24 protein-coding genes and 1 tRNA gene are annotated in these 25,192 nt (G+C 70.3%); 15 read left to right on the top strand and 10 right to left on the bottom strand.

Annotation, left to right across the window (positions count from 1 at the left end):
- Positions 1-208 precede the first annotated feature (208 nt).
- Together AC1DMN_RS15870 and AC1DMN_RS15865 are read left to right on the top strand one after the other, a co-directional pair.
- Entirely contained in the window at positions 209-1,264 is a 1,056-nt protein-coding gene (locus AC1DMN_RS15870; protein WP_477230502.1) for a homoserine dehydrogenase, read from the top strand.
- Positions 1,261-2,676 (top strand): aldehyde dehydrogenase family protein, encoded by a 1,416-nt coding sequence (locus AC1DMN_RS15865; RefSeq protein ID WP_477230503.1) that lies wholly within the window; start codon positions 1,261-1,263, stop codon positions 2,674-2,676. The genes AC1DMN_RS15870 and AC1DMN_RS15865 overlap by 4 nt, the downstream gene beginning before the upstream one ends.
- Positions 2,677-2,710: 34 nt before the next feature.
- On the opposite strand, the gene AC1DMN_RS15860 is transcribed toward AC1DMN_RS15865, so the two are convergent.
- On the bottom strand, positions 2,711-3,139 hold the full coding sequence (locus tag AC1DMN_RS15860) for an Lrp/AsnC family transcriptional regulator (RefSeq protein ID WP_440735052.1): 429 nt from the start codon (positions 3,137-3,139) through the stop codon (positions 2,711-2,713).
- Positions 3,140-3,243: 104 nt separating this feature from the next.
- Here AC1DMN_RS15860 and AC1DMN_RS15855 point away from each other — a divergent pair, with 104 nt between their 5' ends.
- Positions 3,244-4,443: a trans-sulfuration enzyme family protein gene (locus AC1DMN_RS15855; protein ID WP_477384561.1), complete on the top strand. Its 1,200-nt coding sequence runs from the start codon at positions 3,244-3,246 to the stop codon at positions 4,441-4,443.
- A gap of 12 nt (positions 4,444-4,455) precedes the next feature.
- On the opposite strand, the gene AC1DMN_RS15850 is transcribed toward AC1DMN_RS15855, so the two are convergent.
- On the bottom strand, positions 4,456-5,130 hold the full coding sequence (locus AC1DMN_RS15850; protein ID WP_477230505.1) for a TetR family transcriptional regulator: 675 nt from the start codon (positions 5,128-5,130) through the stop codon (positions 4,456-4,458).
- A 58-nt stretch (positions 5,131-5,188) separates the two neighbouring features.
- On the opposite strand from AC1DMN_RS15850, the gene AC1DMN_RS15845 reads away from it, so the two are divergent.
- Together AC1DMN_RS15845 and AC1DMN_RS15840 are read left to right on the top strand one after the other, a co-directional pair.
- Entirely contained in the window at positions 5,189-5,968 is a 780-nt protein-coding gene (locus tag AC1DMN_RS15845) for an SDR family NAD(P)-dependent oxidoreductase (protein ID WP_440735049.1), read from the top strand.
- A 53-nt stretch (positions 5,969-6,021) separates the two neighbouring features.
- The gene (locus AC1DMN_RS15840; protein WP_477230506.1) at positions 6,022-6,423 is read left to right on the top strand and encodes an ester cyclase; all 402 of its coding nucleotides are present in this window, start codon (positions 6,022-6,024) and stop codon (positions 6,421-6,423) included.
- A 142-nt stretch (positions 6,424-6,565) separates the two neighbouring features.
- Here AC1DMN_RS15840 and AC1DMN_RS15835 read toward each other — a convergent pair.
- Both AC1DMN_RS15835 and AC1DMN_RS15830 read right to left on the bottom strand, forming a co-directional pair.
- A tRNA-Arg gene (locus AC1DMN_RS15835) sits at positions 6,566-6,638 on the bottom strand.
- A gap of 114 nt (positions 6,639-6,752) precedes the next feature.
- A complete protein-coding gene (locus AC1DMN_RS15830) occupies positions 6,753-7,406 on the bottom strand; it encodes an asparagine synthase (RefSeq protein WP_441975511.1) in 654 nt (217 codons plus the stop codon).
- 135 nt (positions 7,407-7,541) lie between these two features.
- Here AC1DMN_RS15830 and AC1DMN_RS15825 point away from each other — a divergent pair, with 135 nt between their 5' ends.
- Entirely contained in the window at positions 7,542-8,393 is an 852-nt protein-coding gene (locus AC1DMN_RS15825) for an SDR family NAD(P)-dependent oxidoreductase (RefSeq protein WP_441975510.1), read from the top strand.
- Positions 8,394-8,397: 4 nt separating this feature from the next.
- On the opposite strand, the gene AC1DMN_RS15820 is transcribed toward AC1DMN_RS15825, so the two are convergent.
- The 3 genes from AC1DMN_RS15820 to AC1DMN_RS15810 all read right to left on the bottom strand — a co-directional run bounded on the left by AC1DMN_RS15820 (position 8,398) and on the right by AC1DMN_RS15810 (position 11,201).
- Positions 8,398-9,108, bottom strand: a complete 711-nt coding sequence (locus AC1DMN_RS15820) for a GntR family transcriptional regulator (protein WP_440735046.1) — start codon at positions 9,106-9,108, stop codon at positions 8,398-8,400.
- An 89-nt stretch (positions 9,109-9,197) separates the two neighbouring features.
- On the bottom strand, positions 9,198-9,728 hold the full coding sequence (locus AC1DMN_RS15815) for a gluconokinase (RefSeq protein ID WP_441975509.1): 531 nt from the start codon (positions 9,726-9,728) through the stop codon (positions 9,198-9,200).
- 15 nt (positions 9,729-9,743) lie between these two features.
- A complete protein-coding gene (locus AC1DMN_RS15810; RefSeq protein ID WP_441975700.1) occupies positions 9,744-11,201 on the bottom strand; it encodes a GntP family permease in 1,458 nt (485 codons plus the stop codon).
- A gap of 143 nt (positions 11,202-11,344) precedes the next feature.
- Between AC1DMN_RS15810 and AC1DMN_RS15805 the strand changes: the two genes are divergently transcribed.
- From AC1DMN_RS15805 to AC1DMN_RS15795, 3 genes are all read left to right on the top strand, one after another.
- A complete protein-coding gene (locus AC1DMN_RS15805) occupies positions 11,345-12,067 on the top strand; it encodes a FadR/GntR family transcriptional regulator (protein WP_441975508.1) in 723 nt (240 codons plus the stop codon).
- Between the two features lie 240 nt (positions 12,068-12,307).
- On the top strand, positions 12,308-13,591 hold the full coding sequence (locus tag AC1DMN_RS15800; RefSeq protein WP_477230507.1) for an alpha/beta fold hydrolase: 1,284 nt from the start codon (positions 12,308-12,310) through the stop codon (positions 13,589-13,591).
- 111 nt (positions 13,592-13,702) lie between these two features.
- Positions 13,703-14,533 (top strand): VOC family protein, encoded by an 831-nt coding sequence (locus AC1DMN_RS15795; RefSeq protein ID WP_441975699.1) that lies wholly within the window; start codon positions 13,703-13,705, stop codon positions 14,531-14,533.
- A 25-nt stretch (positions 14,534-14,558) separates the two neighbouring features.
- On the opposite strand, the gene AC1DMN_RS15790 is transcribed toward AC1DMN_RS15795, so the two are convergent.
- Genes AC1DMN_RS15790 through AC1DMN_RS15780 form a run of 3 tightly spaced genes read right to left on the bottom strand, consistent with a single transcriptional unit; the run spans position 14,559 to position 19,731 of the window.
- Positions 14,559-16,544 (bottom strand): DUF2264 domain-containing protein, encoded by a 1,986-nt coding sequence (locus AC1DMN_RS15790; RefSeq protein ID WP_477384559.1) that lies wholly within the window; start codon positions 16,542-16,544, stop codon positions 14,559-14,561.
- Entirely contained in the window at positions 16,541-17,713 is a 1,173-nt protein-coding gene (locus tag AC1DMN_RS15785) for a LacI family DNA-binding transcriptional regulator (RefSeq protein ID WP_441975505.1), read from the bottom strand. Before AC1DMN_RS15785 ends, AC1DMN_RS15790 begins: the two co-directional genes overlap by 4 nt.
- Positions 17,710-19,731 (bottom strand): heparinase II/III domain-containing protein, encoded by a 2,022-nt coding sequence (locus tag AC1DMN_RS15780; RefSeq protein WP_477230509.1) that lies wholly within the window; start codon positions 19,729-19,731, stop codon positions 17,710-17,712. The genes AC1DMN_RS15785 and AC1DMN_RS15780 overlap by 4 nt, the downstream gene beginning before the upstream one ends.
- A 143-nt stretch (positions 19,732-19,874) precedes the next feature.
- Here AC1DMN_RS15780 and AC1DMN_RS15775 point away from each other — a divergent pair, with 143 nt between their 5' ends.
- The 6 genes from AC1DMN_RS15775 to AC1DMN_RS15750 form a co-directional block, all read left to right on the top strand.
- Positions 19,875-20,894, top strand: a complete 1,020-nt coding sequence (locus tag AC1DMN_RS15775; protein WP_477230510.1) for a hydroxyacid dehydrogenase — start codon at positions 19,875-19,877, stop codon at positions 20,892-20,894.
- A gap of 66 nt (positions 20,895-20,960) precedes the next feature.
- Positions 20,961-22,235, top strand: coding sequence for an ABC transporter substrate-binding protein (locus AC1DMN_RS15770; protein WP_477230511.1), 1,275 nt, complete (start codon positions 20,961-20,963; stop codon positions 22,233-22,235).
- Positions 22,236-22,328: 93 nt separating this feature from the next.
- Entirely contained in the window at positions 22,329-23,255 is a 927-nt protein-coding gene (locus AC1DMN_RS15765) for a carbohydrate ABC transporter permease (protein ID WP_441975501.1), read from the top strand.
- Positions 23,255-24,163 carry a carbohydrate ABC transporter permease gene (locus AC1DMN_RS15760; RefSeq protein ID WP_441975500.1) on the top strand — a complete coding sequence of 303 codons (909 nt, stop codon included), beginning with the start codon at positions 23,255-23,257 and terminating at the stop codon, positions 24,161-24,163. The genes AC1DMN_RS15765 and AC1DMN_RS15760 overlap by 1 nt, the downstream gene beginning before the upstream one ends.
- Positions 24,160-24,879 carry a DUF624 domain-containing protein gene (locus AC1DMN_RS15755; RefSeq protein WP_477230512.1) on the top strand — a complete coding sequence of 240 codons (720 nt, stop codon included), beginning with the start codon at positions 24,160-24,162 and terminating at the stop codon, positions 24,877-24,879. The genes AC1DMN_RS15760 and AC1DMN_RS15755 overlap by 4 nt, the downstream gene beginning before the upstream one ends.
- Positions 24,880-24,955: 76 nt before the next feature.
- Positions 24,956-25,192 (top strand): VOC family protein (locus AC1DMN_RS15750; protein ID WP_477384557.1); only part of this gene is annotated, 237 nt, incomplete at its 3' end.

Genomic DNA, 25,192 nt, shown 5'->3' with positions numbered 1-25,192 from the left:
ACGAATTGTTTCGGGACATTACCCGGCGCCGCACCCCCGCACAAGCGCCGGCGCAGCGGAGACCGCCGCTTGCCGCAGGTCCGGACAGATCGTCGGACGGACCGCCGCAACGGCAGTCCCCGCCGCCACTCGGGCAGGCGCGCCCCGCCACCCCGCGCCTCGAGGATGGGGGCCGCAGTATCCATCCACTCTCTCGAAGGAGTCCGCCGTGCATCGTCACGACCTCGCCCTCATCGGCTTCGGCGGCGTCAACCGCGCCCTCGCCGAGATCATCCATACCCGTGGAACGGCGCTCGCCGACGATCTCGGTTTCGAACTCCGCGTCGTCGCGATCACCGACCTCCGGCTCGGCTCGCTCATGCGCGCCGACGGAATCGACCTGGGCGCGGTGTTCGCGATGCCCGAGGGCGCCACGTTCGCAGGCATGCCCGGCGGCGCTGCGGTGCCGCAGAACGACTTCATCATCCGCAACACCACCGCGGACATCGTCGTAGAGGCCACGTTCACGAATCCGGTCGACGGAGAGCCTGCCGTGTCGCACGTGCGCGCGGCGCTCGAGAGCGGGAAGAGCGTCACGACCACGAACAAGGGCCCGGTCGCACTCGCCGGCGCCGAACTGCACCGCATCGCCGCCGACCACGGCGTGCGGTTCGCGCACGAGGGCGCGGTGATGAGCGGAACCCCCGTGCTCCGCTTCGCGTCGGACATGCTCCGCGGCACGCGCATCTCGGGGGTCGAGGGGATCCTGAACGGTACGAGCAACTTCGTCCTCGGACGGATGGAGGCCGGCGCGACGCTCGCCGACGCCGTCGCCGAGGCGCAGGCGCTGGGTTATGCCGAGGCGGATCCGAGCGCCGACATCGAGGGATCCGACGTGCAGCTCAAGGTCGTGATCCTCGCCAATGAGATCCTGGGCGCCGGAATCACGACCGCGGACGTCGTTCGTCGCGGGATCTCCGCCATCACACCGGAGGACATCACCGCGGCGGCCGCCGAGGGCCGGCGCTGGAAGCTGATCGGATCGGCCACCCGCACCGCGGACGGCGGGGTCGTCGCATCGGTGGAGCCGGTCGCGCTGCCGCTCGCGCACCCGCTGGCGGGCGTGTCCGGAGCCACCAACGCGGTCTCGTTCGACACCGACATGCTCGGCGCCGTGACCGTGTCGGGCCCGGGCGCCGGGCGCATCGAGACGGCGTACGCGCTGCTGTCCGACATCATCGCGATCGACGCGCACCAGCGCGCCCTGGCGGAGACGGCACGATGAGCACCGCCCCCACCGAGACGCGCCACTCCGACGTGAGTCGCGACGAGCTGCTCGTCCACGATGCCTACGACGGCCAGGTGATCGGAGCGGTGCCGCGCAGCACTCCCGCAGACCTGGAGTCCATCCTCGCGCGCGCCACAGCGGGCTTCGCGATCGCGCGAGGGCTCACCCGATTCGAGCGCCACGGCATCCTCGATCGCGCCGCCGCGATGCTGCGCTCCCGGTCCGACGAGGCTGCCGGGCTGATCGTCCGGGAGGCGGGCAAGACCATCCGCCAGGCCCGCAAGGAGGTGCGCCGCGCCGTGACGACCCTGTCGCTGTCGGCAGAGGCGGCCCGCTCGAACGCGGGCGAGGTGATCCCGTTCGACGCGTTCGAGGGATCCGCCGACCGGCGCGGCTGGTTCACCCGCGAACCGCTCGGCCTGGTCGTCGCGATCACGCCGTACAACGACGCCCTCAACCTGGTCGCGCACAAGCTGGGTCCTGCGCTGGCCGCCGGGGATGCGGTGATCCTGAAGCCGTCTCCTTTCACGCCGATTACCGCTCGCTTCCTCGTCGGCCTGCTCATCGAGGCGGGGATGCCGCCCGAGGTCGTCACCGTCGTGCACGGCGACCGCGAGCTCGCGCAGGCGCTCATCGCCGCGCGGGACGTGCGTCTGGTGTCGTTCACGGGCGGCTTCGCGACCGGCGAGGCGATCGCCCGCGGCGCCGGGCTCAAGCGGCTCGCGATGGAGCTCGGCGGCAACGCCCCGGTCATCGTGTTCTCGGACGCGGACGTCCCCGCTGCCGTCGAGGCCTGCGTCTCGGGCGCGTTCTGGGCAGCCGGTCAGAACTGCGTCGGCGCGCAGCGGATCCTCGTGCAGCGCGAGGTGCACGAGGAGTTCCGAGCCGCCTTCGTGGCGCGCACGCAGGAACTGATCGCCGGAGACCCCTCCGACGAACGCACCGACGTGGGGCCGATGATCTCGCACGCCGCCGCCGAACGCGCCGAGCGCCTCGTGGACGACGCGGTCGCCGTGGGGGCGCGGGTGCTCGCCGGGCACCGCCGGGAAGGATCCGTGTACTGGCCCACGGTGGTCGAGGACGTGCCGTTCTCCTGCGCCCTGTGGTGCGACGAGGCATTCGCGCCGATCGCCGTGCTCTCGCCGTTCGACACCGAGGACGAGGCCGTCGCCCAAGCCGACGAGATCGAGTACGCGCTGCACGCCGGTGTCTTCACCTCTGACCTCTCACGCGCGCTGCGCGTGTCGGAGCGGATCGAGGCCGGCGGCGTGATGATCAACGACTCCTCGGACTACCGGGTCGACAGCATGCCGTTCGGCGGCGCCAAATACGGCAGCATGGGACGTGAGGGCGTCCGCTTCGCCTTCGAGGAGATGACGCAGCCGAAGGTGGTCTGCCTCACGATCTGACCGGATCGAGGGGCGGCGCGGCGAGCGACGCCCCTCACGGATGATCGATGACCTGCGCGAGCGAAATCGACGTCACCGTGTTCGCCACTCCAGGAAGCGCGGCGATGTGCTCCCAGATCTCGCCGATCCGATCCATGCCGTCCGCCTGCACGATGGCGAGCAGATCGAACTCGCCGGACAGGACATCGCAGCGCACGATCTCGGGAATACGGGAGAGCTCTGTCACGACGTGCGCCCCGCGCATGCGGTCCTCCCGGTAGACCAGCACGATCGCGGTCGTCCTCCGGGACGCCGCCTCACCGGGCACGACGGTGTAGCCGCCGATGACGCCGTCGCGCTCCATCCGCTCGATGCGCTGCTTCACGGCGTTGCGGGAGAGATGCACGCGCGAGGCGAGAGCGACGAGGGGTGTGCGCGCGTCCGCCGTCAGCTCCGCGAGGATCCTGTGGTCCGTCCCGTCCATCTTGACCCTTCGTAATTCGTGCAATATAAACAACTGAAGATGCAGATATAACACACCAAGTATGAGGGCCGCCACCGTCGGCGGCCCCAGCCCAGGAGGATCGCATGCCCGAACGTCCCGACCGCACCCAGCCCGGCACCCTGTCCGATTCGAGCCTTGCCGTGCACGGCGGAATCCATGTCGATTCGACCCTGGCGCTGCGCACCCCGCTCGTCATGGCGAACTCGTACCACCTGCCCGACGACCCCAGCGAGATCAGCTGGTCGGYCAATGCGCCGGGCCTCTACACCCGCAACACGGGCGTGAACCAGCAGGCCCTGCAGGAGAAGCTCGCCGCCCTGGACGGCGGGGAGGACGCGGTGGCGCTCGCATCGGGCGTGGCCGCCCTGCACGCCGTGTTCTTCACGTACGTGCGCGCGGGAGACCACGTCGTCGTCAGCGACGTGGTCTACGAGGCCACATGGCGCCTGTGGTCGGAGCTGCTGCCGCAGCGCTACGGCATCGAGGCGACGTTCGTCGACATCACCGACTTCGACGCCGTCCGCGCGGCCATGCGCCCGAACACCCGGCTGGTCTGCGTGGAGGCGATCGCGAACCCTACGACCCAGGTCACCGACGTCGCCGCGATCGCCGAGATCGCGCACGAGGCGGGCGCCCTCCTCATGGTCGACTCCACCTTCACCCCGCCGCCCGTGTACCGTCCACTGCGGGACGGGGCCGACCTCGTCGTGCACTCGCTCTCCAAGTACATCAACGGTCACGGCGACGCCATGGCCGGCGCGGTCGTCGGGCGTCGCGAGCTCATCGATCYGATCAAGGCCGACGCCATGGTCGACATCGGCGGCATCATCTCGCCCTTCAACGCCTGGCTGATCACGCGCGGCTCCGTGACGCTGCCGATGCGCATGCGCCAGCACGGCGAGTCGGCGCAGGCGATCGCCGAGCTCCTCGACGCGGATCCGCGCGTCGCGTACGTCTGCTATCCGGGGCTTCCGTCGCACCCGCAGCACGACCTCGCCGTCCGCCAGTTCGATCGCGGCTTCGGCGGGATGATGTCGTTCGCCGTCGACGGCGACCCGGCGACGCAGAACCSGTTCGTCGCGAACCWGCGCCTGATCACCWCGGGCTTCTCCCTGGGCCATGACGACTCGCTGATCGTGCACACCGGCACCGAGGGAGGGCGGGTCGCCGCCTACCCCGAGCCGTTCCGAAAGCTGGGGCACCTGCGCCTCTCGGTCGGCCTCGAGGACACGGACGACCTGCTGGCGGATCTGAACGCCGCGCTGGACGCCACGTTCGACTGAAGCCCGCGGAGCTCAGCTCGGTGGGAGGCCGAGGGCGGACAGCAGCATCCGTTCCAGGATGGCACCGCCCTCGGCCAGGGCCTCCGCGGCGGCGTCCCGGTCGCCCCGCGCCGTGACATCGATGGTGATCTTCAACCCGTCGAATGCGCCGACGAGGACAGTTGCGAGAATGGCAGCACCCTGCTCCTCCGAGCCCGTCGTCGCGTCCTCGATGAGACCGGCGACGAGGTCGATCCATCGCTGAGTCATCTCCGCCGCGAGTTCTCGCGTCGATTCGACCGCCGCGAGATTGGAAATGAGCCGGGAGATCACCCAGGCATCAGGATCGGCGCGGTGCAGCTCGAGCATCGCGGGCAGCAGCCGTCGCAGGCGCGGCACGCCTGGTGCGGCTGCCTCGAGGAGGTTCTCGACGTCACGGAGCCACCGCGCCTGACGTGCTTCCAGGACGACGACGGCGAGGGTCTCCTTGCTGTCGAAATGGAAGTACACAGAGCCCTTGGACAGGCCGCTCGCATCGATGATGTCGGCCATCCGGGCCTTGTCGTATCCAAGCCGGGCGAACACGCCGGCAGCGGCATTGACGATCGCCTCCCGCGAGGCCGCGCCCTGGGCGGTGGGGCCGGCCGGTCGACCGACCCGTCCCGCGCGCGGAGCGGGCTCGTCGAGAACATCTGGACGCTGAGACACCCTCGTAGTATATTCTCGCTTAAATAGACCGACTGGTTTGTTTAATTAAGGGAGTATCGTGCGCACCATCGCCGCAGGCAGCACCACACTGATCACGGGCGCGTCATCGGGCATCGGTCGCGCCTTCGCCCAGCGCATGGCCGCCGCCGGCAGCGACCTGATCCTCGTCGCACGTCGCCGGGATGTTCTCGAAGAGCTGGCCCGCGAACTGACCGCGCATCATCGGGTGCAGGTCACCGCGATCTCCCATGACCTCGACTCCCCGGGCGCTGCTGCGACGTTGGTGGCCCGGCTCGCCGAGGAGGGGATCGTCGTCGATGCGCTCATCAACAACGCCGGTCTCGGCATCCACGGAGACGTGGGCACGGCCGGTCTGGAGACTGCGATGACACAGATCGCCGTGAATGTGAGCAGTCTCACGGCGCTCACCGCGCTCCTGCTGCCGGCGATGCTGGCCCGCGGGCGTGGAGCAGTCATCAACGTAGCGAGCACCGCGGGGTTCCAGCCCGTGCCGCACATGTCGGTGTACTCGGCGTCGAAGGCGTTCGTGCTCACCTTCACGCGTGCGCTCTGGCGAGAAACGCGCGGTACCGGAGTCGACGTGCTCGCGCTCTGCCCCGGCGCGACCGATACCGCGTTCTTCGCTACCGCCGGAGACGCCGCCTCCGTCGGCAACAGGCGTACGCCGGAGCAGGTCGTCGAGACGGGGCTGCGCGCCCTCCGGCGCGGGCGCCCCTCGGTGGTCGACGGACGTGCCAACGCGTTCGTCTCCTGGCTCGCCCCGCGACTGCCCGAACGCCTGGCGCTGGACATTGCCGAACGCTCCGTCCGTCCCTGAACCCAGACCCGCACCATCACCCTTCACCCCATCTGATCAGAGGAGATCACACCATGCAGATCCACGACTTCGCCCAGCGTGCCGCCTCGGCTGTCAACGCGCACGACCCCGCGGCGATCATCGCCCTCTGGGCCGAACCCGCCGAATACGACTCGCCCCTCACCGGTCCCCAGAAGGGACTCGATGCTCTGTTCGAACGCGAGAACGCCCTCTTCGAGGGCTTCAGCGACCTGCGGGCGACGATCGATCCGCTCGGGCAGGAGGGTGACACGGGTTCGATGCTCGTGCGGTTCGAGGGAACGCACGACGGCTCATACGCGGGCCTGGCCCCCACCGGCCGCGCCATCGCCCTCGAGATGATCGCCGTCATCACATTCGGAGACGACGATCGCGTCATCGCCGAACGCATCTTCATTGACACCGCCGACATCGCGGCACAGCTGGGGCAAGTCTGATGGCGCGGGCGTATCCGAATACTCGCTGACGTTCCGGTCCGCTGATTCAAGCGAGACGGTCAGCGGTCGACCAGCCGGCTCGACCCGGGAAAAGCGAAACGGCCCGCCGAAGCGGGCCGTTTCTTACTGTCTCAACACAGTGTGCGCCTGGAGGGACTCGAACCCCCAACCTTCTGATCCGTAGTCAGATGCTCTATCCATTGAGCTACAGGCGCATCCGGTCTTTCACAAGACCGCCCGCTCTCGCGGGCCTCGTCAACAATACCCCAGAGGCGGGGCGGAACGCGAATCGAGAGCGCCGCGAACGGTACCGCCGGGCGTGGCGGGGATCAGAGCATCTGGCGAGCGGCGCGCTTCTCCTCGCGCTCCGCCGCCTTCGCGGCCGCTTTGCCGGCCTTCTCCGCAGCCTTCTCCGCAGCCTTGTCGGCCTTCTCGCGGTTCTTGCGGCGCGCGCGCTGGTCCGAGGCGAGCGCCTGCAGGTCGACGAGCCGCAGCGCCTGCATCCGCGCCTCGCGCATCGTGGCGTAGTCCGGATCCTCGTCCGGCCGCATCGCCTCGACCGTGAGCCGGCTCTGCAGGTTCCCTGCGACGTCGCTCCAGGCGGCGGCACGCGCCGCCTCCACGAGGAACCGCAGCGTCTCGGGGTCGTCGGCCATCTCGCGCAGCCGATCGGCCACGGCGGAGGACTGCTTGGCGCGCTTCTTGAGGTTTCGCACGTCGCGGTCGCGGTAGTCGTGCGTGCCGTGCGGATCGGAGTAGCGGCCGTGGGCGCGCTTGCGCAGCTTGTTGGCGAGCTCCGCCGCCTCGTCCGACTCCGCGGCGAGTGCGAGCAGCGCCTCGTGCGCGTCATTCATGTACTTGGCGACGTCGAAGGATCCGCCCTGCGCGATCGTGCCCACGAGGATGTGGTTCTTGACGGTCAGCCGGGCGGCGGATGTGGCGATCGCCACGCCCTCGGCAATGACGTCCGCACTCTTTCCCACTCCGACCTCCTCCTCGCATCCACCGTACCGGTTCCCGTTCCGCAACAGCAGGGCGATGCGGCAGGATGGGACAAGCGTCTGCGCCCACCCGACGCATGCGACGAAGCGTGCGAGGGCGCAGCGGTAGGAGGAGCGTTGCCCGTTCTCGACGCATCAGGGCGCAGCAGTGCCATCACCGGCGCCGCCAACGGCATCGGCGCCGACACCGCGAGAGCGCTCGCGCGCCGCGGCGCGGCTTTGGCCCTCATCGACCGGGACCGGGTCGGCCTGGCCCGCATCGCGGACGAATTGCGCGCCACCGGCACCACCGTGACGGTGCATCCGGTCGACCTGCGCGACGACGACGCCGTGGCCGCCGTCGGCGAAGACGTCGAAGCCGCGCACCCCGAGCTGCAGACGCTCATCACGTGCGCCGGATCCTCGATGCTCGGATCCCTCGACCAACTCTCCATGGAGGAGATGCGCTGGCTGATGGATGTGAACCTCTGGGGCACGGTCTCGATCACCAAGGCGCTGCTGCCGGCCCTGCGTCGCGCCCCCGCTGCGCACATCACGCACATCGCCAGCATCTACGCGATCGCCTCGCCCGGCGGGCGGATCCCCTACTCCATGACGAAGTTCGCGGTGCGCGCGTTCTCCGAGGCGCTCATGCACGAGCTCGAGGGATCGACGGTCACGGTCGGTGCGATCTACCCCTCGGGGGTGCGCACGGGCATCATCCTGCACGGGCGCTACGCCTCGTCGATCGACCCCGGGGTGGCCGGCCGCGCCGCCGCCGCACAGGCCGCGATGTACCACATGGAGCCCGCGGACGCGGCCGAGCGCATCGTGCGCGCCACGCTGCGGCGCAGGGCTCGCACGCTGATCGGGCGGGAGACCCGCCTCGTGGATGCGCTGGTGCGGCTCGCACCGGTGCGCTACTGGGGGCCGATGCGGCACCCGCTGCGCGAGGCGATCGACACGACGACCCCGATGTCGCCGCGCTGATCGGTCACTCGCCGGCGACGGAGGCCTCCTGGCGGGCCGCGGCGCGCGCACGGATCGCGGCCGTCTCTGCGTTGTACTCGGCGAGCTTGCGCAGGGCCGTCTCGGTGCCCGCCCTCAGATGACGCTGCACGCGCAGTCGCAGCGTCGCCGTGTCGCGCGCCGCGAACGACTCGAAGATGCGCGCGTGGTCCTCCGCCATGGCGATCAGGTCGTCGTGGTCGCGGAACAGCAGCAGCAGGCGCCCGCGCATCATGCTCAGGATCTCGTTGACCGTGGCGTTGTCGGCGAGCTCCGCCATGATCAGGTGGAACTCCGCCGCTGCGGCATGCGCCGCCTCGGCGTCGCCGACCCCCGCGGCGGCGTACTCGCGCTTGAGCGCCGCCTCGACCTTCGCGATCCCGTCCGACGTGTGCCGGAGCGCCGCGATCTCGAACACGAGGACCTCCAGCACGTCACGCACCTGCGCGATGTCGCGCACGTCGTCCTCGGTGAACTGACGGACCACGGCCCAGGAGCGCGGGCGTGCGGTGAGCATCCCCTCGGCGAGCAGTTGCCGGATCGCCTCGCGCACCGGCAGCCGGCTCACGGCGAGCTCCTCGGCGATGTCCCGTTCGATGAGCCGGTCGCCGGATCGGCGCTGCCCGGACAGGATCGAGTCGCGCAGGAGCCGGACCACCCTGGCCGACTCGAGCTCCACGCTGCCCGCGTTCCCCATGGGGCCATTGTGGCACCGTCGGAGCCGGCTGCGCTTTGTCGGACCGGGTCCATCAACACCGACCCGGCCCGACACGCGTGCCGACCGGGTCAGGGCCGGGTCGGCGTCCCGTGCTCGTCGAGCCAGTCGAGCACCTGCTGCGCCGCGTCCTGCACCGGCAGCGCCGCGTCCACGACGAAGCCGGCTTCACCGGACGCGAGCGGCTCCAGGGTGTCCAGCTGCGAATCCAGCAGCGACGCCGGCATGAAGTGCCCGAGCCGGCGCCCGAGGCGCTCCGCGAGGTCGTGCTTGGTGCCCTTCAGGTGCACGAACTCCACTCCGGGCCGGGCCAGGATCTCGCGATAGCTGCGTCGCAGCGCCGAACAGGTCACCACGCCGGGCTGCCCCGCCTCCTGCTTCGCCACGATCCAGTCACGGATCAGTTCGAGCCATGGGCGGCGGTCCTCGTCGGTGAGCGGGATGCCGGCCTCCATCTTCGCGACGTTCGCCGCGGGATGCAGGTCATCCCCCTCCTGCAGCGCCCAGCCCAGGCGCCCGGCCAGCACTCCGGCCAGCGTGCTCTTGCCGGATCCGGAGACCCCCATGACCACGAGGATCGTCGGCGGTGTGTTCTGCGACATCAGCGACTCCTCCGGTCAGCCTACGAAGGCGCCGATGATCAGGACGCCGACGAGGCCCGTGACCGAGATCAGGCACTCCATGATCGACCACGACTTCAGCGTCTGCGGGATGCTCAGGCCGAAGTATTCCTTGATCAGCCAGAAGCCTGCATCGTTGACGTGCGAGAGGAACAGCGAACCGGCTCCGATCGCCAGGACCAGAAGAGCGGATCCGCCCGCCGACATGTGCAGGTCGTGCACCAGCGGCTGCATGATCCCGGCGGCGGTGATCGTCGCGACGGTGGCGGATCCGGTGGCGACGCGGATCAGCACCGCGACCAGCCAGGCGAAGAACAGCACCACCGGCAGCGCGCCGCCGACGTCCGAGATCGCGTGTGCGATCACCGTGCCGATCGTGGAGTCGACGAGCACCTGCTTGAAGCCGCCGCCCGCACCCACGATGAGCAGGATTCCCGCGATCGCCGGCAGCGAGGACGACACCGAGGCGCCGACCTCCTTGGAGCTCATACCGCCGCCGCGACCCAGCACGACCATGCCGACGAGCACGGCGATGAGCAGCGCGATGATGGGCTTGCCGAGGAAGTCGATGATGCCCTTCACGGCCGAGGTGTCGGTCGGAGCGACGATGTCGACGATCGCGGCGAGCAGCATTAGGATCACCGGCAGCAGGATGCTGAACAGCGTCGCACCGAAGCTGGGCCGCCTGCGGGCCTGGACCGCCGCGGTGTCACCGGGCTGCGCGGTGTCCTCCGCCGTCTCGAACAGCGCCGGCACGGGCACATCCACCCAGCGGGCGGCGAGGCGGCCGAACAGCGGGCCGGCGATGATCACGGTCGGGATCGCGATGAGCACGCCGAACGCGAGGGTGACGCCGAGGTTCGCGCCGATCAGGCCGATCGCGGCGAGCGGCCCGGGGTGCGGCGGCACCAGACCGTGCATGGCGGACAGGCCCGCGAGCGTCGGGATCGCGATCTTCATGAGCGAGACGCCGGAGCGGCGGGCGACCAGGATGATGACCGGCACGAGCAGCACGAGGCCGACCTCGAAGAACATCGGCAGGCCGATCAGCGCACCCACCAGACCCATGACCCAGGGCAGCGCCGCGGCGCTCGCCTTCGAGATCAGGGTGTCCACGATCCGATCCGCGCCACCCGAGTCGGCCAGCAGCTTGCCGTAGATCGCACCGAGGGCGATCAGCACGCCGACGCCTCCGGCGGTGGATCCGAAGCCGTTGGTGAAGCTCAGCACCGTTTGCGTGGCGGACATGCCCGCGACGAGACCGGTGACGAGTGCGCCGATCACGAGGGAGAGGAACGGATGCAGCTTGACCCAGGTGATGAGCACCACGATCGTCGCGATGCCGATGAGCGCAGCGAGGATCAGCACCCACTCCGGGGCGGTCGTGGTGGGGGGAACGGGATCGGCGGCCGAGAGGAGAGTCCCGGGGACGGCGGCGAGCAGGTTCGATGACATGGCCATGAGCTTCCTTGGTCTGGCGGAGAGATTTCGCTTCAGCGTAAATGATAAGTAGGACTTAATCAAGCAGAGGTCCTCAATAAGCCCTTCTACAGTTCATTCGCACGTCATCTTGCCGGGCTATCGCCATAATGGGCTTCATGGCAGAAGGGACCCGCGAGGCGGCCTCCGCGCAGCACCGCCGGCTGCTCGACACGATCGGTGCGCGCATCGTGGAGGGACACCTGGCGCCCGGCGCCCGGCTGCTGACCGCAGAGGTCGCCGCCGAGTTCGGCGCGTCCCGGTCCGCGATGCGCGAGGTGGTGCGCGTGCTCGAGACCATGGGCATGGTCGAGGTGCGCCGCCGCGCCGGGGTAGAGGTGCTGCCCGCCGATCGGTGGAGCCCGTACGCCCCCGAGGTGATCCGCTGGCGGCTGGACGGATCCGGCCGGCTCCGCGCCCTGCACGAGCTCAGCCAGCTGCGCTCCGCGATCGAGCCGCTCGCCGCCCGACTCGCCGCCGCCCAGGCCGGTCCGGAGCACCGTGCCGCGCTCGTGAAGGCGGTGCTCGGGATGGTCGAGCACGGCGACAGGGCCGACGAGCCCGTCTACCTGCAACACGACATCGACTTCCATGCGGCTGTGCTGCGCGGCTCGGGCAACCCCTACCTCGCCGGTCTCGCCGACGTCGTCGCCGAGCTGCTGCACGGACGCACCGCGCACGCGCTGATGCCGCACCGCGCGGACGAGACCGCCCTGCGGCTGCATCAGGACGTCGCGGCCGCGATCACCTCACGCGACCCCGAGGCTGCAGCGACGGCGATGGCCGCGATCGTGACCGAGGCCGACGACGCCGTGGAGGCGATGGGGAAGCCCGGAGCCTGAGTCACGCCCGGTCGCTGAGCCTGTCGAAGCGCCCGGTCGCCTCGGTCGCGTCCCGCTCGGTGGTCGCGTATTGCGGTTATTGCACTCGGGGAACCGCAATCTGCGACCACTGAGCGCGTCGGGAACGTCCTCCTCGGGGACGGATCCTCGCGTCGGCCCGTGTCCGCCCCGAGGGTTGCCTTAGCCCACGGATAGGTTCCGGCCAGCGCCCGCCTACACACACCCGCGCATAATCGAGGCATGGCGACGGTGAAGAACGAGGCGGGGCGCAGGACGCGGGCTCCCAGCGCGCTGCCGCGCCTGCTCGCCGCCTCCATGCGAGAAGTGCACCGCGTGCGCCGCCCCGCGACGCCGACCGCGCCCGCATTCGACCTGGCGTATGTGCGCACCGGACCGCGTTCGTCCCTGCCGATCGTCGTGATCCCGGGCGGACCCGGGCTCGGATCCGTGCTCCCCTATCGACGCTTCCGGCGGCGGGCCGCGGCTCTCGGGCTCGACGTCATCATGATGGAGCACCGTGGCGTGGGGCTGTCCCGCGCCGACCTCGACGGGCACAGCCTGCCGCTGTCGGCGATGCGCATGGTCGACGTGATCGACGACCTCGCCGCCGTGCTGGATGCGGAGGGCGTGCGCCGCGCCTACATCTCAGGATCCTCCTACGGCAGCTACGTCGCGGCCGGGTTCGGCGCCCGTCACCCGGAGCACGTGGCCGGGATGCTGCTGGACTCCGCCCTGCAGTCGGTCGCGGATCGCGATGCCGAGCGGGCGATGATCCGCGAGCTGTTCGTCGACGGGGACGCCCGGATCGCCGCGTCGGTGCGCGAGCTGCTGGACGACGGATCGGATCCGCGGATCCTCCTCGGCGTGCTGCGCGCGGCCTACGAGCTGGGCGGCGAGGGGCTGCTCGAGCCGCTGCTGCGTCAGCGCGTGCGCGGCGCACGGCGCGCCGGCGACAGCGGTGGTCGGCCCGGTCGAGGCTCCTCCGGACGCGGCTCGGTGTGGTCTGCGCTCGAGGCGTACGTCGACAAGGGCGAGTCCGAGGCGCACGTGCCCGGGTTCTACGAGTTCGATCTCGTCGGCGCGATCGCGTTCCGCGAGCTGGGATTCGGTCCGGATCCGGACGGATCCGTCCTCGACCCCTCCCTCACCTACGCGTCGATCGCCGACCAGTTCCCCCGGTTCACCGGCGAGCCCTTCGACCTGACCGCCGCGGCGGCGGACTTCGACTGGCCGACCGTGCTGCTGACTGGATCCCGTGACCTGCGCACCCCGGCCGCCGTGGCGCAGCGCGTGGCCGAGGCCGCGCCGGACACGGTGCTCGTCGAGATCGAGAACGGGCACAGCGCCCTCGAATCGCACCCGCTCGCCCTGCTGCACGCGCTGCAGCGGCTGAGCCGTGGCGAGCAGCGGCGCCTGCCCGCCGAGAGCGCGATGATGAGCGCGCTCCCCCGCTGCGGGTTCGTGGCCGGCCTGCCCCGGCTGCTCGCCACGGGCACGCGCTGGGAGGCCGCGCTCCGGTCGTGACCGCGCGGTGCGCGCCCGGTGATCGGTCCATATCGGAATGGATCCCCGGTCCATTCGGTTGCGTAGACAGTGACCTCCTCCCGCTCCGATCTCCTCGCCGCCGACACCGCGATGGGCGCCGTGACCCTGCTCGTCGCCGACCTCGACGCCATGACCGCGTACTACCGCGACGCGGTCACGCTGCGGGTGCTGTCGGCCGAAGGCGACCGAGTGGTGCTGGGTCGCGGAACCACGCCGGTGGTGATCCTGCAGCACAGCCCCGAACTGAGGCACGCGGCACCGCGCGCCGCCGGACTGTTCCATACCGCGATCCTGTTCGAGACGCAGGCGGCACTGGCCGCTGCGCTGTACTCGGTCGCGCAGCGCGCCCCCGGGACCTTCACCGGCAGCGCCGATCATCTGGTGAGCCAGGCCTTCTACTTCACGGATCCCGAGGGCAACGGCGTCGAGCTGTACTGGGATCGCGATCGCACGCAATGGAGCTGGGCGCACGGCCGGATCGAGATGGACACCCTGTACCTGGATCCGAACGCCTTCCTGAGTGAGCACCTCACCGAGTCCGCCGCCGAGGATCCGGTGATCGGCGGCGCGACCGTGGGCCACGTGCACCTCTCGGTCGGCGACGTGACCTCCGCACGCGAGTTCTATGTGCAGCGGCTCGGGTTCGAGACGACGGCGGAGCTCGGCGGATCCGCACTGTTCGTGAGCGCCGGCGGCTACCACCACCACATGGCGATGAACACGTGGAACAGCGCGGGTGCCGGCCGGCGCTCCCCGGCCTTGGGCCTCGGACGCGTGGACATCGTGCTGCCCACCGCGGACGACCTCGGATCCGTCGCCGAGCGAATGACGCATTTCGGCGTCGCCGCGCGCGACGACGGGCGCACGCTCGCCTTCGAGGATCCCTGGGCGAACGCGATCCGCCTCACGACCGCGGGCTGACCGGACCGTCGACCGCCGCGGGCTCTCAGCCGATCCGCACTGCGCTCACCGCGCCGTCGGGCCAGCTCACCTCGAGGATCGCGTCGCCGCCGTCGGTCGCGACCGCACGCGCCGAGGGCGCCTGCTCTGATCCGCGACCCAGGCGGACCGCCACGATCACGACGTCACCCTCGCCCACCACCCCGAAGTCGAGCCGCGGGATCGACACGACTTCGCCGATCGGTGAGACGCCGGTCTCCGTGCGCACCGACGCGGCGACCGCACCGCCGCCGATCCCCGCGAGCGGCCACAGCTCGGAGCGCAGCCCGTCCAGGTCGAGCGCGATCGCGGCGTCGTCCCGCTCCACGACCGCCTCGGTCGAACCGGTCAGCGGCCAGCCGCTCACGCGCACCGGGAGCGGCGCCGCAGCGACGCCCTCGCGCGGCAGCCGCCGGGTCGCGCGCACCTCCCACGAGCCGCGGACSRCGCTCGCCGTCGCSAGCAGCGGKCCGTCGGTGACGRCCCCCGCGCGYCCGGAYCCGTGGTCGTACCCGGCGCCGTCGGCGCTCGAGTCCACCCAGTGCGCGTCAGCCACGGACGTCGCGAACGCCGCGATGCCGTCGTCGCCGATCGCACCGCGGGCGAACCCGGTGCGATGCGTGGAGCGCCCTGCGGCATCGAGGGCGCCCACCATGTTGTCGGCGGGGTCGTCGATGGTCGCGCCGGTGAGCGGCGGCAGCGTCGCGCTGGAGTAGCCGAACCGGGCGTACAGCGCCGAGTCGCCGGTGCGGTCCCCCTCGAAGGCATGGTCCGCGCCATGGTTGATCAGGCGCACGATACCGTCGGCCGCGGTGCCGCTGACCAGCCAGCCGGCCGGCCGGATCACGCGGCGCACGTCGCCCTGCTCGATCGGCAGCGGCTCCTCCACGGCCGTCCAGACCTCGTGGTCCGCGGGCAGGGCCAGTCCGAGGAAGCCCTTCGACGCCCAATACGGCGACCCCGCGCCGGAGTACGTCTGCGCCATCGCGGGCCATTCGCCGAACAGCCCCATCGTGAGCAGGCCGCGCTCATCGACCGCCCCGCGCTCCACGAAGGTGCGCAGCTCACCCGAGGCCGCCCGGCGCAGCATCCCGAGCGGCAGCCGGGTGGCGCCGGAGAACGCGCCCATCCACAGCGGCGCGGCGGTCGCGAACCGGTAGATGAGGCTGCGTCCCTGCAGCACCGGCATCCCGTCCGCCCCGATGAGCGCCGCGTAGTCGTCCAGGAATTCGGTGAGCCGGGCCTTGAAGACGGGCGCGAGCGCGCCGGATCCGAACCTGTCAGACCCTTCGGATCCCGCCCAGAGCAGCGGATACAGATGCATCGCCCAGCCGCAGTAGTAGTCGTAGGCGCGCCACGTGCCATCGGCCCACCACCCGTCGGCCTGGTAGTAGTCCTCGATGCGGGCGAGGTCGGCCGCGATGCGCGCGGGCTCGTGCGGTCCGCCGACCGAGGCGAGGAACGTCTCGACCGTGATCCGGAACCACAGCCAGTTGTTGTCCGGGTACCAGCCCACCGGGTTGAGGGCCAGCCAGTCGATGATGCGCTGCTGTGCGGTGGCGTCGAGCGTGTCCCACAGCCACTGCCGGGTGAGCTGCAGTCCGAGCGCGATCGAGGCCGCCTCGACCTCGGCCTGCGCCTGCTCGGCGGGCAGGATCCAGCGCTCCGGATTCGACGGGTCGGTGCCGGCGACCAGCCCGTCGCGGTACCAGTCCAGGAAGCCGTGCGGATCCTCCCCGCGCTCCCCGGTGAGGCGGAAGGCGAAGAGCATGAACGAGCGCGCGAAGCCCTCCAGGCCGTCGCTGTCCGCGCCGCTGCTGCTGGTCTGCCCTGGCAGGCGCACCTGGCTGCGTGTGGGCGTGAAGTACGGCCGCAGCGACAGCAGCAGATGGTCGGCGATGGCCGCCCAGTGATCGCGCGTCCAGCCGGTGCGCGGCGACAGCGCGCGGTCCTCGGGCGGCAGGATCAGGCGGGCGGGGTCGAACGCGGTCACAAGGTCTCCTTCGTGCGGGCGGCGGTCGGTGCGGGTGCGAGCGGGACGGGATCTGCCGGCGCCGCGATGCTCGGCCGCAGCGAGGACTCGCGCACATGCAGTTCAGGGCTGAGCTTCACCCGGAAAGCGGGACGGCCGCTCCCGGCCTCGAGCCGGGCGATGAGCAGGTTCACGGCCTCGCGACCGACGTGCTGCTTGGGCGGACGCACGGCAGTGATCGCGGGGTCGCCGAAGCGGGCCACATCGTCGTCGTAGGCCACGATCGCCAGGTCGTGCGGCACCCGGATCCCCCGGTCCAGCGCATGCTGCTCGAGGGCGAGGGCCTGCGGATCCGGAAGCACGATGACGGCCGTGGTGCCGGTGTCCGTGATGACCTGCAGTGCGTCGTCCATCGCGCGCTCACGGCCCGCGGTGTCGAACCGCACGCCGTTGATGCAGGCGGCATCGGTCGGCAGCCCCAGCGAACGCAGGGTGCTCTCCCACCCGCGCCGCACGTAGCGGCCGGTGGGGCGTTCGGTCTCGGTGATCAGCCCGATCCGCTCGTGGCCCTGCTCGTGCAGGTGCCGCACGGCGAGCGCGGCGCCCGCGGTGTGGTCCGACACGACCGAGTCCAGATGCGGCGCCGCGGCCGCGGAGCGCACTCGGCGCTCCGCGAGCACGACGGGCACCGGCAGCGCGTCGAGCCACTCCAGCATCTCGATCGCCTGCTCCCCGAACGTATCGGGGGCGACGATGAGCCCGTGCAGGCCCGGGGTGTTCAGCAGCGCCTCGACCTGGCGGCGGTTGTCGCGCAGCTCGTACGTCGATGCGCGCAGGAGCAGCCGGGCACGCAGCTGTGCGGCCTGGGCCCTCGCGCCGTGCACGATGGGCGGCCAGTAGTAGTCGAGAGAGGGCACGACCATGCCGATCGTGTAGCGGGTGACGGCCGGGTCGTGTCCGGCGAGCACGGGGCTGAGCCCGGGTTCGAGGCTGCTGCGCAGGGTCGCTCCGCCGTGCACGCGCGTGACGAGGCCCTGCTGGGCGAGGGTGTTGATGTCGCGCCGGATCGTGAGCTCGCTCACACCCAGGTGCGCCGCGATCGTGGAGACGCTGACGGAGCCGTGCTCGCGGATCTCGTCCATGATCCGCTCCCGGCGCTGCAGCGCGAACAGCGGATCCCGCCCGCTCACGACAGCTCCTCGATCACGGTCGTGAACGAGCCGGCCCGTCCGCCGACGTCGTAGACGAGGCGGGTCAGCCACGGACCCCACACGGCGATGAGCTCGGGATCGTCCAGCTCCCATACCTCGAGCGAGGGCGCGACCGGTGCGTTCCCGTCGTCCGCGGCGATGCGGATCCGGTGTCCGTCGGCGGCGACCTCGACGGCGTCGCCGGACGGCGTGACCACTCCCGCCGCGATGACGTGGATCCGGTGCGCGCCGTCCTCGCTCAGCCGCCACCGGTCGGCGACCTCGATGCGCTCCGTCCCGCCGGCGGATCCTGATGCGTCGAAGCGGAACGTCCGCCGCCAGGAGTCGCCCGCTGCGAGCGGGTAGGCGCCCGCGAGCTCCAGTTCGAGCACGGTGGCCTCGCCCACGGGCGGGATCGGGCCCGGTTCACCCTGCGGCGCGGTGATCACCTGCGCTGTGAACGCCGGCCCCTCACCCTGCTCCAGGCCGTAGGGGGCGGGCGCGCTGTGCCAGCCGCTCTGCATCGCGCGGACCCGGTACCGCTCGGCGCTGAAGGTCTGCGCGGTGTAGGTGGGTTTGCCGACGTCGACGAGCAGTTGCCGGCCGCCCGCGGCGACGAGGAAGGATCCGAGGTCCTTGTGGTTGTGGTTCTCGTCATTCGTGCCGCCCTTCGCGGCAAGCGCGAGCCCGGCGGCCGAGCCGGCCTCGGCACGGCGCACCAGCACCTGCACGGACCCGAGCCAGACCGCGGCCGGAAGCGGTGCAGCAGCGGGCACGGCGTCCCGCCACGCGGTGTCGACGAGCGCGCGGACCAGTCGCGGCAGCCCGCCTGCGACCTCCGCCACCGGCTGCCCCGGCCGGCGTGCGGCCCGCGCCCACGCGGTCACCCTCGCGTCGCCGGTGAGAGTCCCCCAGCGGAACGGGAGCTGCCACGGCTCGTGCCCGCGGGAGCGCGCCCAGCCGTCGGCCACGTTCACGTACCAGTCCCCGCCGAGGTGCATGCGCGTCGGGAACCGCAGCGTCTCGCCGACGACGGGGATCCGGGTGGCGTCGAGCCCGCCGTCGGTGATCGCGGCCACGGTGTCGAGCATCTCGAGCATGCGCCCCGCGCCGTTCCACCAGTACGCGACGCCCTCGTCGATGGCCCCGTCAGCGGGCAGCTCGGCGACGTAGCGGTCGAGGCTGTCCAGAGCCCGCGCGAGGATGCACGCCACGCGCTCGGGGTCGTCGAGCAGCAGCACGGCGGCGAGCAGCACGTTGCCGAGGATCCACGGGTTCCAGTTGTTGACCTCGCGCCAGTACCCCAACCACCACAGGTCGTCGCGGGTCTCGAACGGGGTGAACACGCGCGCCTCGGCCTCGTGCCGGAGGCGCTCACGCAGCCCGGGCCAGCTCTCGTCCCAGCACGGGCCGAGCACCCGGTCCGCGACCGCCAACTGCGCCACGATCTCACCCGCGACGAGGTCCAGATAGGGCGCGGCGACGTCGGGCAGCACGAAGCCGCGCCGGGCGTGCGCGTCGTCGTGCGCCGGAAGCGACCAGGTGCTCTGCTCGCAGAGCACCACGGCACCGTCGGCCGCCTCGTCGATCCACATCGGGTCATCGGTCACCGCGGCGGCGATCACCGCACGGGTGAGTCGCTCCTGCCGCTCCGACACCGCACGCTCGTACGTCGCGCGATCGCCGTCCCGCACGTAGCGCGCGAACAGAGAGCCGAGCGCATCGGCCCAGGGGCGGCTGTGGGTCTCCGCGGCCGCGACGCTGATGCGTTCGATCGTGATCGGATCCACGTCCTCCCACACGTCGCGGCGCTCGATCGAGGGGATTCCGACTCGTTCGCGCAGTGCCTCGGCAGTGAGCTCACCGACACTCCCGCGCAACGCCTCTGCGCGCATCGCCGGACCCCACTCCGCATACAGCGGACCGCGGAATTCCGCGGTCCGCACGGCCGTGCCGTACGGCGGCACGGCGTGCGCGCTGACCCGGGAGAGGGCGTCCATGTCGGGGCTGCGCGTCATGATTTCAACCTTCGCTTGTGCTTGTATCTGTTCGACTCTGAACGTTTGGTTTCGTCTCGAACGAGTCCGAGTATCTACTGAGTTCAGCGACGACGCAATGCCCTGCTTCGTCGGGATCTGACGAAGGACGGAACCCCCTGGGAATGACCGCAACGACCACCCCCAACGCTCTCGTCGTCATGTCGCGCGAGGTATTCGAGCGGCAGTTCGATGCCGCGCGCATCGCCCGCCTGCGCCGCCTCGCGACCGTGCCGGAACCGGTCTTCACGGACGACCTCGACGACCCGGCACTGGCCGAGCGGCTGGCCGAGGTCGAGGTGCTCCTGACCGGCTGGGGTGCGCCGCGCCTCGACGCGGCCCGGCTCGATCGGATGCCGAACCTCCGCGCGATGCTGCACTGCGCCGGGTCCATCCGCGCGCAGGTGAGCGACGAGTTCTGGCGGCGCGGCATCCGTGCCGCGTCCGTCGCGGAGGTCAACGCCGTGCCCGTGGCGGAGTTCACCCTCGCGGCGGTCATCTTCGCCGGCAAGAAGGCGCCGTTCATCGCCGCCGACCCCGAGACCCGCCGCCAGAGCGGGCTGCGCGCGGAGCGGTTCGGCCGGCTCGGCAACCTCGGCCTCACGATCGGCGTCGTCGGATTCAGTCGCGTGGGCCGCCGCGTCGTCGACATCCTGCAGCAGCTCGCGGACGTCACCGTCCTCGTCGCGGATCCCTACGCGGATCCGGCCGAGATCGCTGCGGCGGGTGGCGTGCACACCACCCTCGAAGACCTGCTCCCCCGCGTCGACGTGCTGTCGCTGCACGCACCGGAGCTGCCGTCCACCCGGCACATGATCGGCCCGGCGCAGCTGGCCGCTCTGCAGGATCACACGACCGTGATCAACACCGCGCGCGGCAGTGTGATCGACACCGCAGCGCTCGAGCGCGAGTGCGCGAGCGGTCGCCTGAACGCGATGCTCGACGTGACCGACCCCGAGCCGCTCCCCGCGGACTCGCCGCTGTACCGCCTGCCGAACGTCATGATCACGCCGCATCTGGCCGGGTCGCTCGGCTCTGAGCTGTACCGCATGACCGACGCCGCGCTGGACGAGCTCGAGCGCCTCACCGCCGGCCTGCCCCTGCTCGAAGAGGTCACCGTCGACGCCCTGCAGCTCAGCGCCTGACCCGCCCTCGCACTCCTCCGCCCGCCCCGCACCCACCCTTCATCCATTTTCAAAGGAGAACCTCGCATGAAGCGATCCCTCATCGCCGTCGGCACCGTCGCCGCGGCGGCSCTCGCCCTCGCCGGCTGCGCCGGCACGTCCACGCCCGCCTCCACGCCCTCGGGCGGAAAGACGACGCTGCGCATCTCGGTGTGGAACTACGCGCAGACGCCCGAGTTCAAGGCGCTCTTCGACGCGTTCCACGCGGCGAACCCTGACATCACGATCGAGCCCGTCGACATCCTCGCCGCGAACTACGAGGACAAGGTCACGACGATGCTCGCCGGCGGCGACACGACCGACATCATCACGGTCAAGAACCTCACCGACTTCGGCGGCTACGCGCAGAAGAAGCAGTTCGTCGGGGTGAACGACCTGGTCAAGGCGCTCCCCGCCGACAAGATCCCGGCACTGGACGAGTACAAGGCCGGAAGCACCTACTACGCGGTCCCGTACCGCCAGGACTTCAGCGTGCTCTTCTACAACAAGAAGATGTTCAAGGACGCCGGCGTCGCCGATCCTTCCAGCCTCACCTGGGACGAATTCGCCGCCGACGCGAAGAAGCTCACGAAGGGTGATGGAGCGGACAAGGTGTACGGCGCCTACATCCACACCTGGAACTCGATGGTGCAGGGCTACGCGTCCGCACAGCAGGACAAGGGCTTCGACAAGCCCGACTACTCCTGGATGAAGGACCAGTACGACCTCACCCTCGGCATGCAGAAGGACGGCACGGTCCTCGACTGGGGCACCGCGAAGAGCCAGCAGGCCCAGTACAAGACAGTCTTCGAGACCGGCAAGGCCGCCATGGTGCCGATGGGCACCTGGCTCATCTCGCCGCTGCTCGCCGATGCGGCCGCCGGCACCACGTCGGTGGACTGGGGCATCGCTCCGATCCCGCAGATCAAGAGCGGATCGAAGGTGACCACGATGGGCGGCCCGACCGGCTTCGGCATCAGCAAGAACTCGAAGAACCAGGATGCGGCGAAGAAGTTCCTGTCGTTCGCGGCGGGAGCAGACGGCGCGAAGGCCGTCGCGTCGATCGGCATCGTGCCCGCGTACCACAGCGACGAGATCACGAAGCAGTACTTCGGCCTGAAGGGCATGCCGCAGGACGCGACCTCGAAGAAGGCCTTCACGCCCGACACGATCCGCCCCGACGGCGCGACCGGCACCCTCGCTGCGCAGCTGCAGGGCGTGCTGGACCAGGAGCACCAGCTCATCATGACCGGCAGCAAGTCGGTGGACGACGGCATCGCCGAGATGGAGAGCCGCGTCACCTCCGAGGTGCTGAACCAGTAGCTCCGGTCCGCGCCGGATCCGGCCCCTGAGCTCGTCGAAGGGGTYGGATCCGGCGCACCAGGCACCCCTCCCCGAACCGGATCAAGGAAGATCATGACCACCCTCACCGACCGGCCGTCCGCGGCCCCGCCGCGCTCGGTGGCGAGCCGCCGGATGCGCCGACGCAGCATCCTCATCGGCTGGAGCTTCATCCTGCCGAACTTCCTCGGGTTCGCGCTGTTCACCCTGGTGCCCGTGCTCGCCGCGTTCGTGCTGGCGTTCATGAACTGGGACGCGTACAACCCGCCCACGTTCGCCGGGATCAAGAACTTCACCCGCCTCTTCGGCGACCAGAACTTCCACGTGGCGCTGGGTAACACCCTGATCTACGCGATCGGCCATGTGCCGCTCACCCTGGTGTGCTCGCTCGGTCTCGCGATCCTGCTCAACCAGAAGCTGCGTGGCATCGCGTTCTTCCGCGTGGCGATCTTCTTCCCGTACATCACCTCGCTGGTCGCCATCGCGATCGTGTGGAACATGCTCTTCGACCCGGTGAACGGGCCGATCAACCAGTTCCTGCATCTGCTCGGCATCGCGAACCCTCCGGGATGGACCTCGAGCACCGGGTGGGCGCTGCCCGCGGTGATCATCACCAGCGTGTGGCGCGACATGGGCTACTACATGGTGCTGTTCCTCGCGGGCCTGCAGGCGATCCCGCAGGAGTACTACGAGGCGGCGGCCATGGACGGCGCCGGGCGCTGGCGCACCTTCTGGAACATCACGCTGCCGTCGCTGCGGCCCACGACCTTCCTCGTGCTCGTGCTGCTGAGCGTGTCGAGCTTCAAGGTCTTCGAYCTCATCTTCGTGATGACCGGCGGCGGGCCGGGGCGCGCGACGCTCGTGCTCTCGCAGCTCATCTATCAGGACGGAATCCTGAACGGCCAGTTCGGATACTCCTCGGCGATCTCGCTCGTCCTGTTCCTGATCGTCCTGGTCGTGACCGTGTTCCAGTTCCGGATCCAGCAGAGAAGGGAGCGCTGATGTCGACCCTCACCTCCGACCTCGCCCAGGAGCTCGACGGCGGGCGCGCACTGCCGCCCGTCCCGGCGCGACGCGGCAGCCGGCGGATCCGCTCGCGTCTCGGCCGCATCGCGATGTACGTGCTGCTGGTCCTGCTGCTGACCGTCGTGCTGCTGCCGTTCCTGTGGATGCTGTCCTCGTCGTTCAAGCACGACGACGAAGTGCTCACGGTGCCCGTGCAGTGGCTGCCGACGAGCTTCGTGTGGAGCAACTACGCGCAGATCTGGACCCAGATCCCGATGGCCGGCTACCTCGCGAACTCCGCCTTCCTCGCGATCGTCATCACGATCCTGCAAGTGCTCACCGGCAGCTTCGCCGCCTACGGCTTCGCCAAGGTGCGCTTCCCCGGGCGGGATGCCCTGTTCCTCGCCTACATCGCGACGATCGCGGTGCCGTGGCAGGCGTACATGATCCCGCAGTACATGATGATGCAGAAGGCGGGCCTGACGAACACGTTCACGGCGCTCATCCTGCTGCAGGCGTTCGGCGCGTTCGGGGTGTTCCTGATGCGGCAGTACTACATGACCATCCCCGACGAGCTCAACGAGGCCGCGCGGATCGACGGCCTCAGCGACTACGGCATCTGGGCGCGGATCATCCTGCCGCTGTCGAAGCCCGCGCTCGCCTCGCTCGCCCTGCTCACGTTCGTGAACACCTGGAACGACTACATGGGGCCGTTCATCTACCTCTCCAGCAACGAGCTGTGGACGGTGCAGATCGGGCTGAAGTCGTTCATCGGCCAGTACTCCGCGCAGTACGCGCTGATCATGACCGGATCCGTGATCTCGATCGTCCCGATCCTGGTCATCTTCCTCGCCGGGCAGCGCTACTTCATCAGCGGCATCGCGACGAGCGGGATGAAGGGGTGAGCACCGTGACCGACGATCTCACCGTGCCGCCGCGGCGGCGGATCCTGCACCTGCGGCACGAGACCATGGAGTCGATGTTCGCGTACGCGTACGCGATCCTGATGACGGATCTGCTGCTCGTGCTCGCGAACCTGCCCCTGGCCCTGCTGCTGTTCGTCGCGCGCGATGCGCTGCAGGCCTGGCCGACCGTGCTACTGCTCTCGCTCACGCTCGCCCCGTCGCTGGCCGGCGCGTTCGAGGTGTTCCGCCGGATGCGCGGTGACGAGCCCCCGCGTCCGTTCGCGGCGTTCTGGCACGGCTACCGCACTCGCGGTGCGGGGGCCGCGCTGATGGGCCTCGCCACAGGACTCGTCGTCGGGTTCGTGCTCTACGACGGCGCGGTCCTCACGGGCACCGTCTGGGCGCCCCTGCTCGCTCCGACGCTCGCGGTGGTCGCCGCCTGGGCTCTCGTCGCGTGCACCTCGTCGCTCGCCGGGCTCGTGCTGTATCCGCAGGCGTCGGCGCGCGCGATCGTGAAGGCCGCGGTCTACCTGTCCGTGCGGCGCTGGTACTTCAGCGTCATCGCGCTCGTGCTGCTCGGGCTCTCCGCGGCCGCGGTGATCGTCCAGCCGGTGCTCGGCGCTCTCGTGCCGGGGCTGCTCCTGTACGTCGTCTTCGCGAACGCCGACTTCTCGTTCCGCCGCGCGCTGCAGGCGGAGCGCACCGCTGCGGGCTGACCATCACGCCCGGCCACGATGCGGACGGCACGCCGCGCCCCTGGACGGGACGGCCCGAGGAGCGCATGCTGAGGGCATGACCGGCTTCCAGACCACGCACGCGTTCAGCGGGTTCAGCGTCGATGACATCGATGCCGCCCGGACCTTCTACGGCGAGATCCTCGGCATGGACGTCTCGACCAATCCGATGGGGTTCCTCGACATCCGGCTGCCTGAGGGCGGATCCGTTCTCGTCTACGCGAAGCCGAACCACACCCCTGCGAGCTTCACGATCCTGAACTTCCCCGTCGAGGACGTCGAGGCGGCCGTGGAC

It is taken from the genome of Microbacterium sp. 01T413_2 (assembly GCF_056398985.1).
This window is presented reverse-complemented; position numbering and strand designations above follow the sequence as displayed.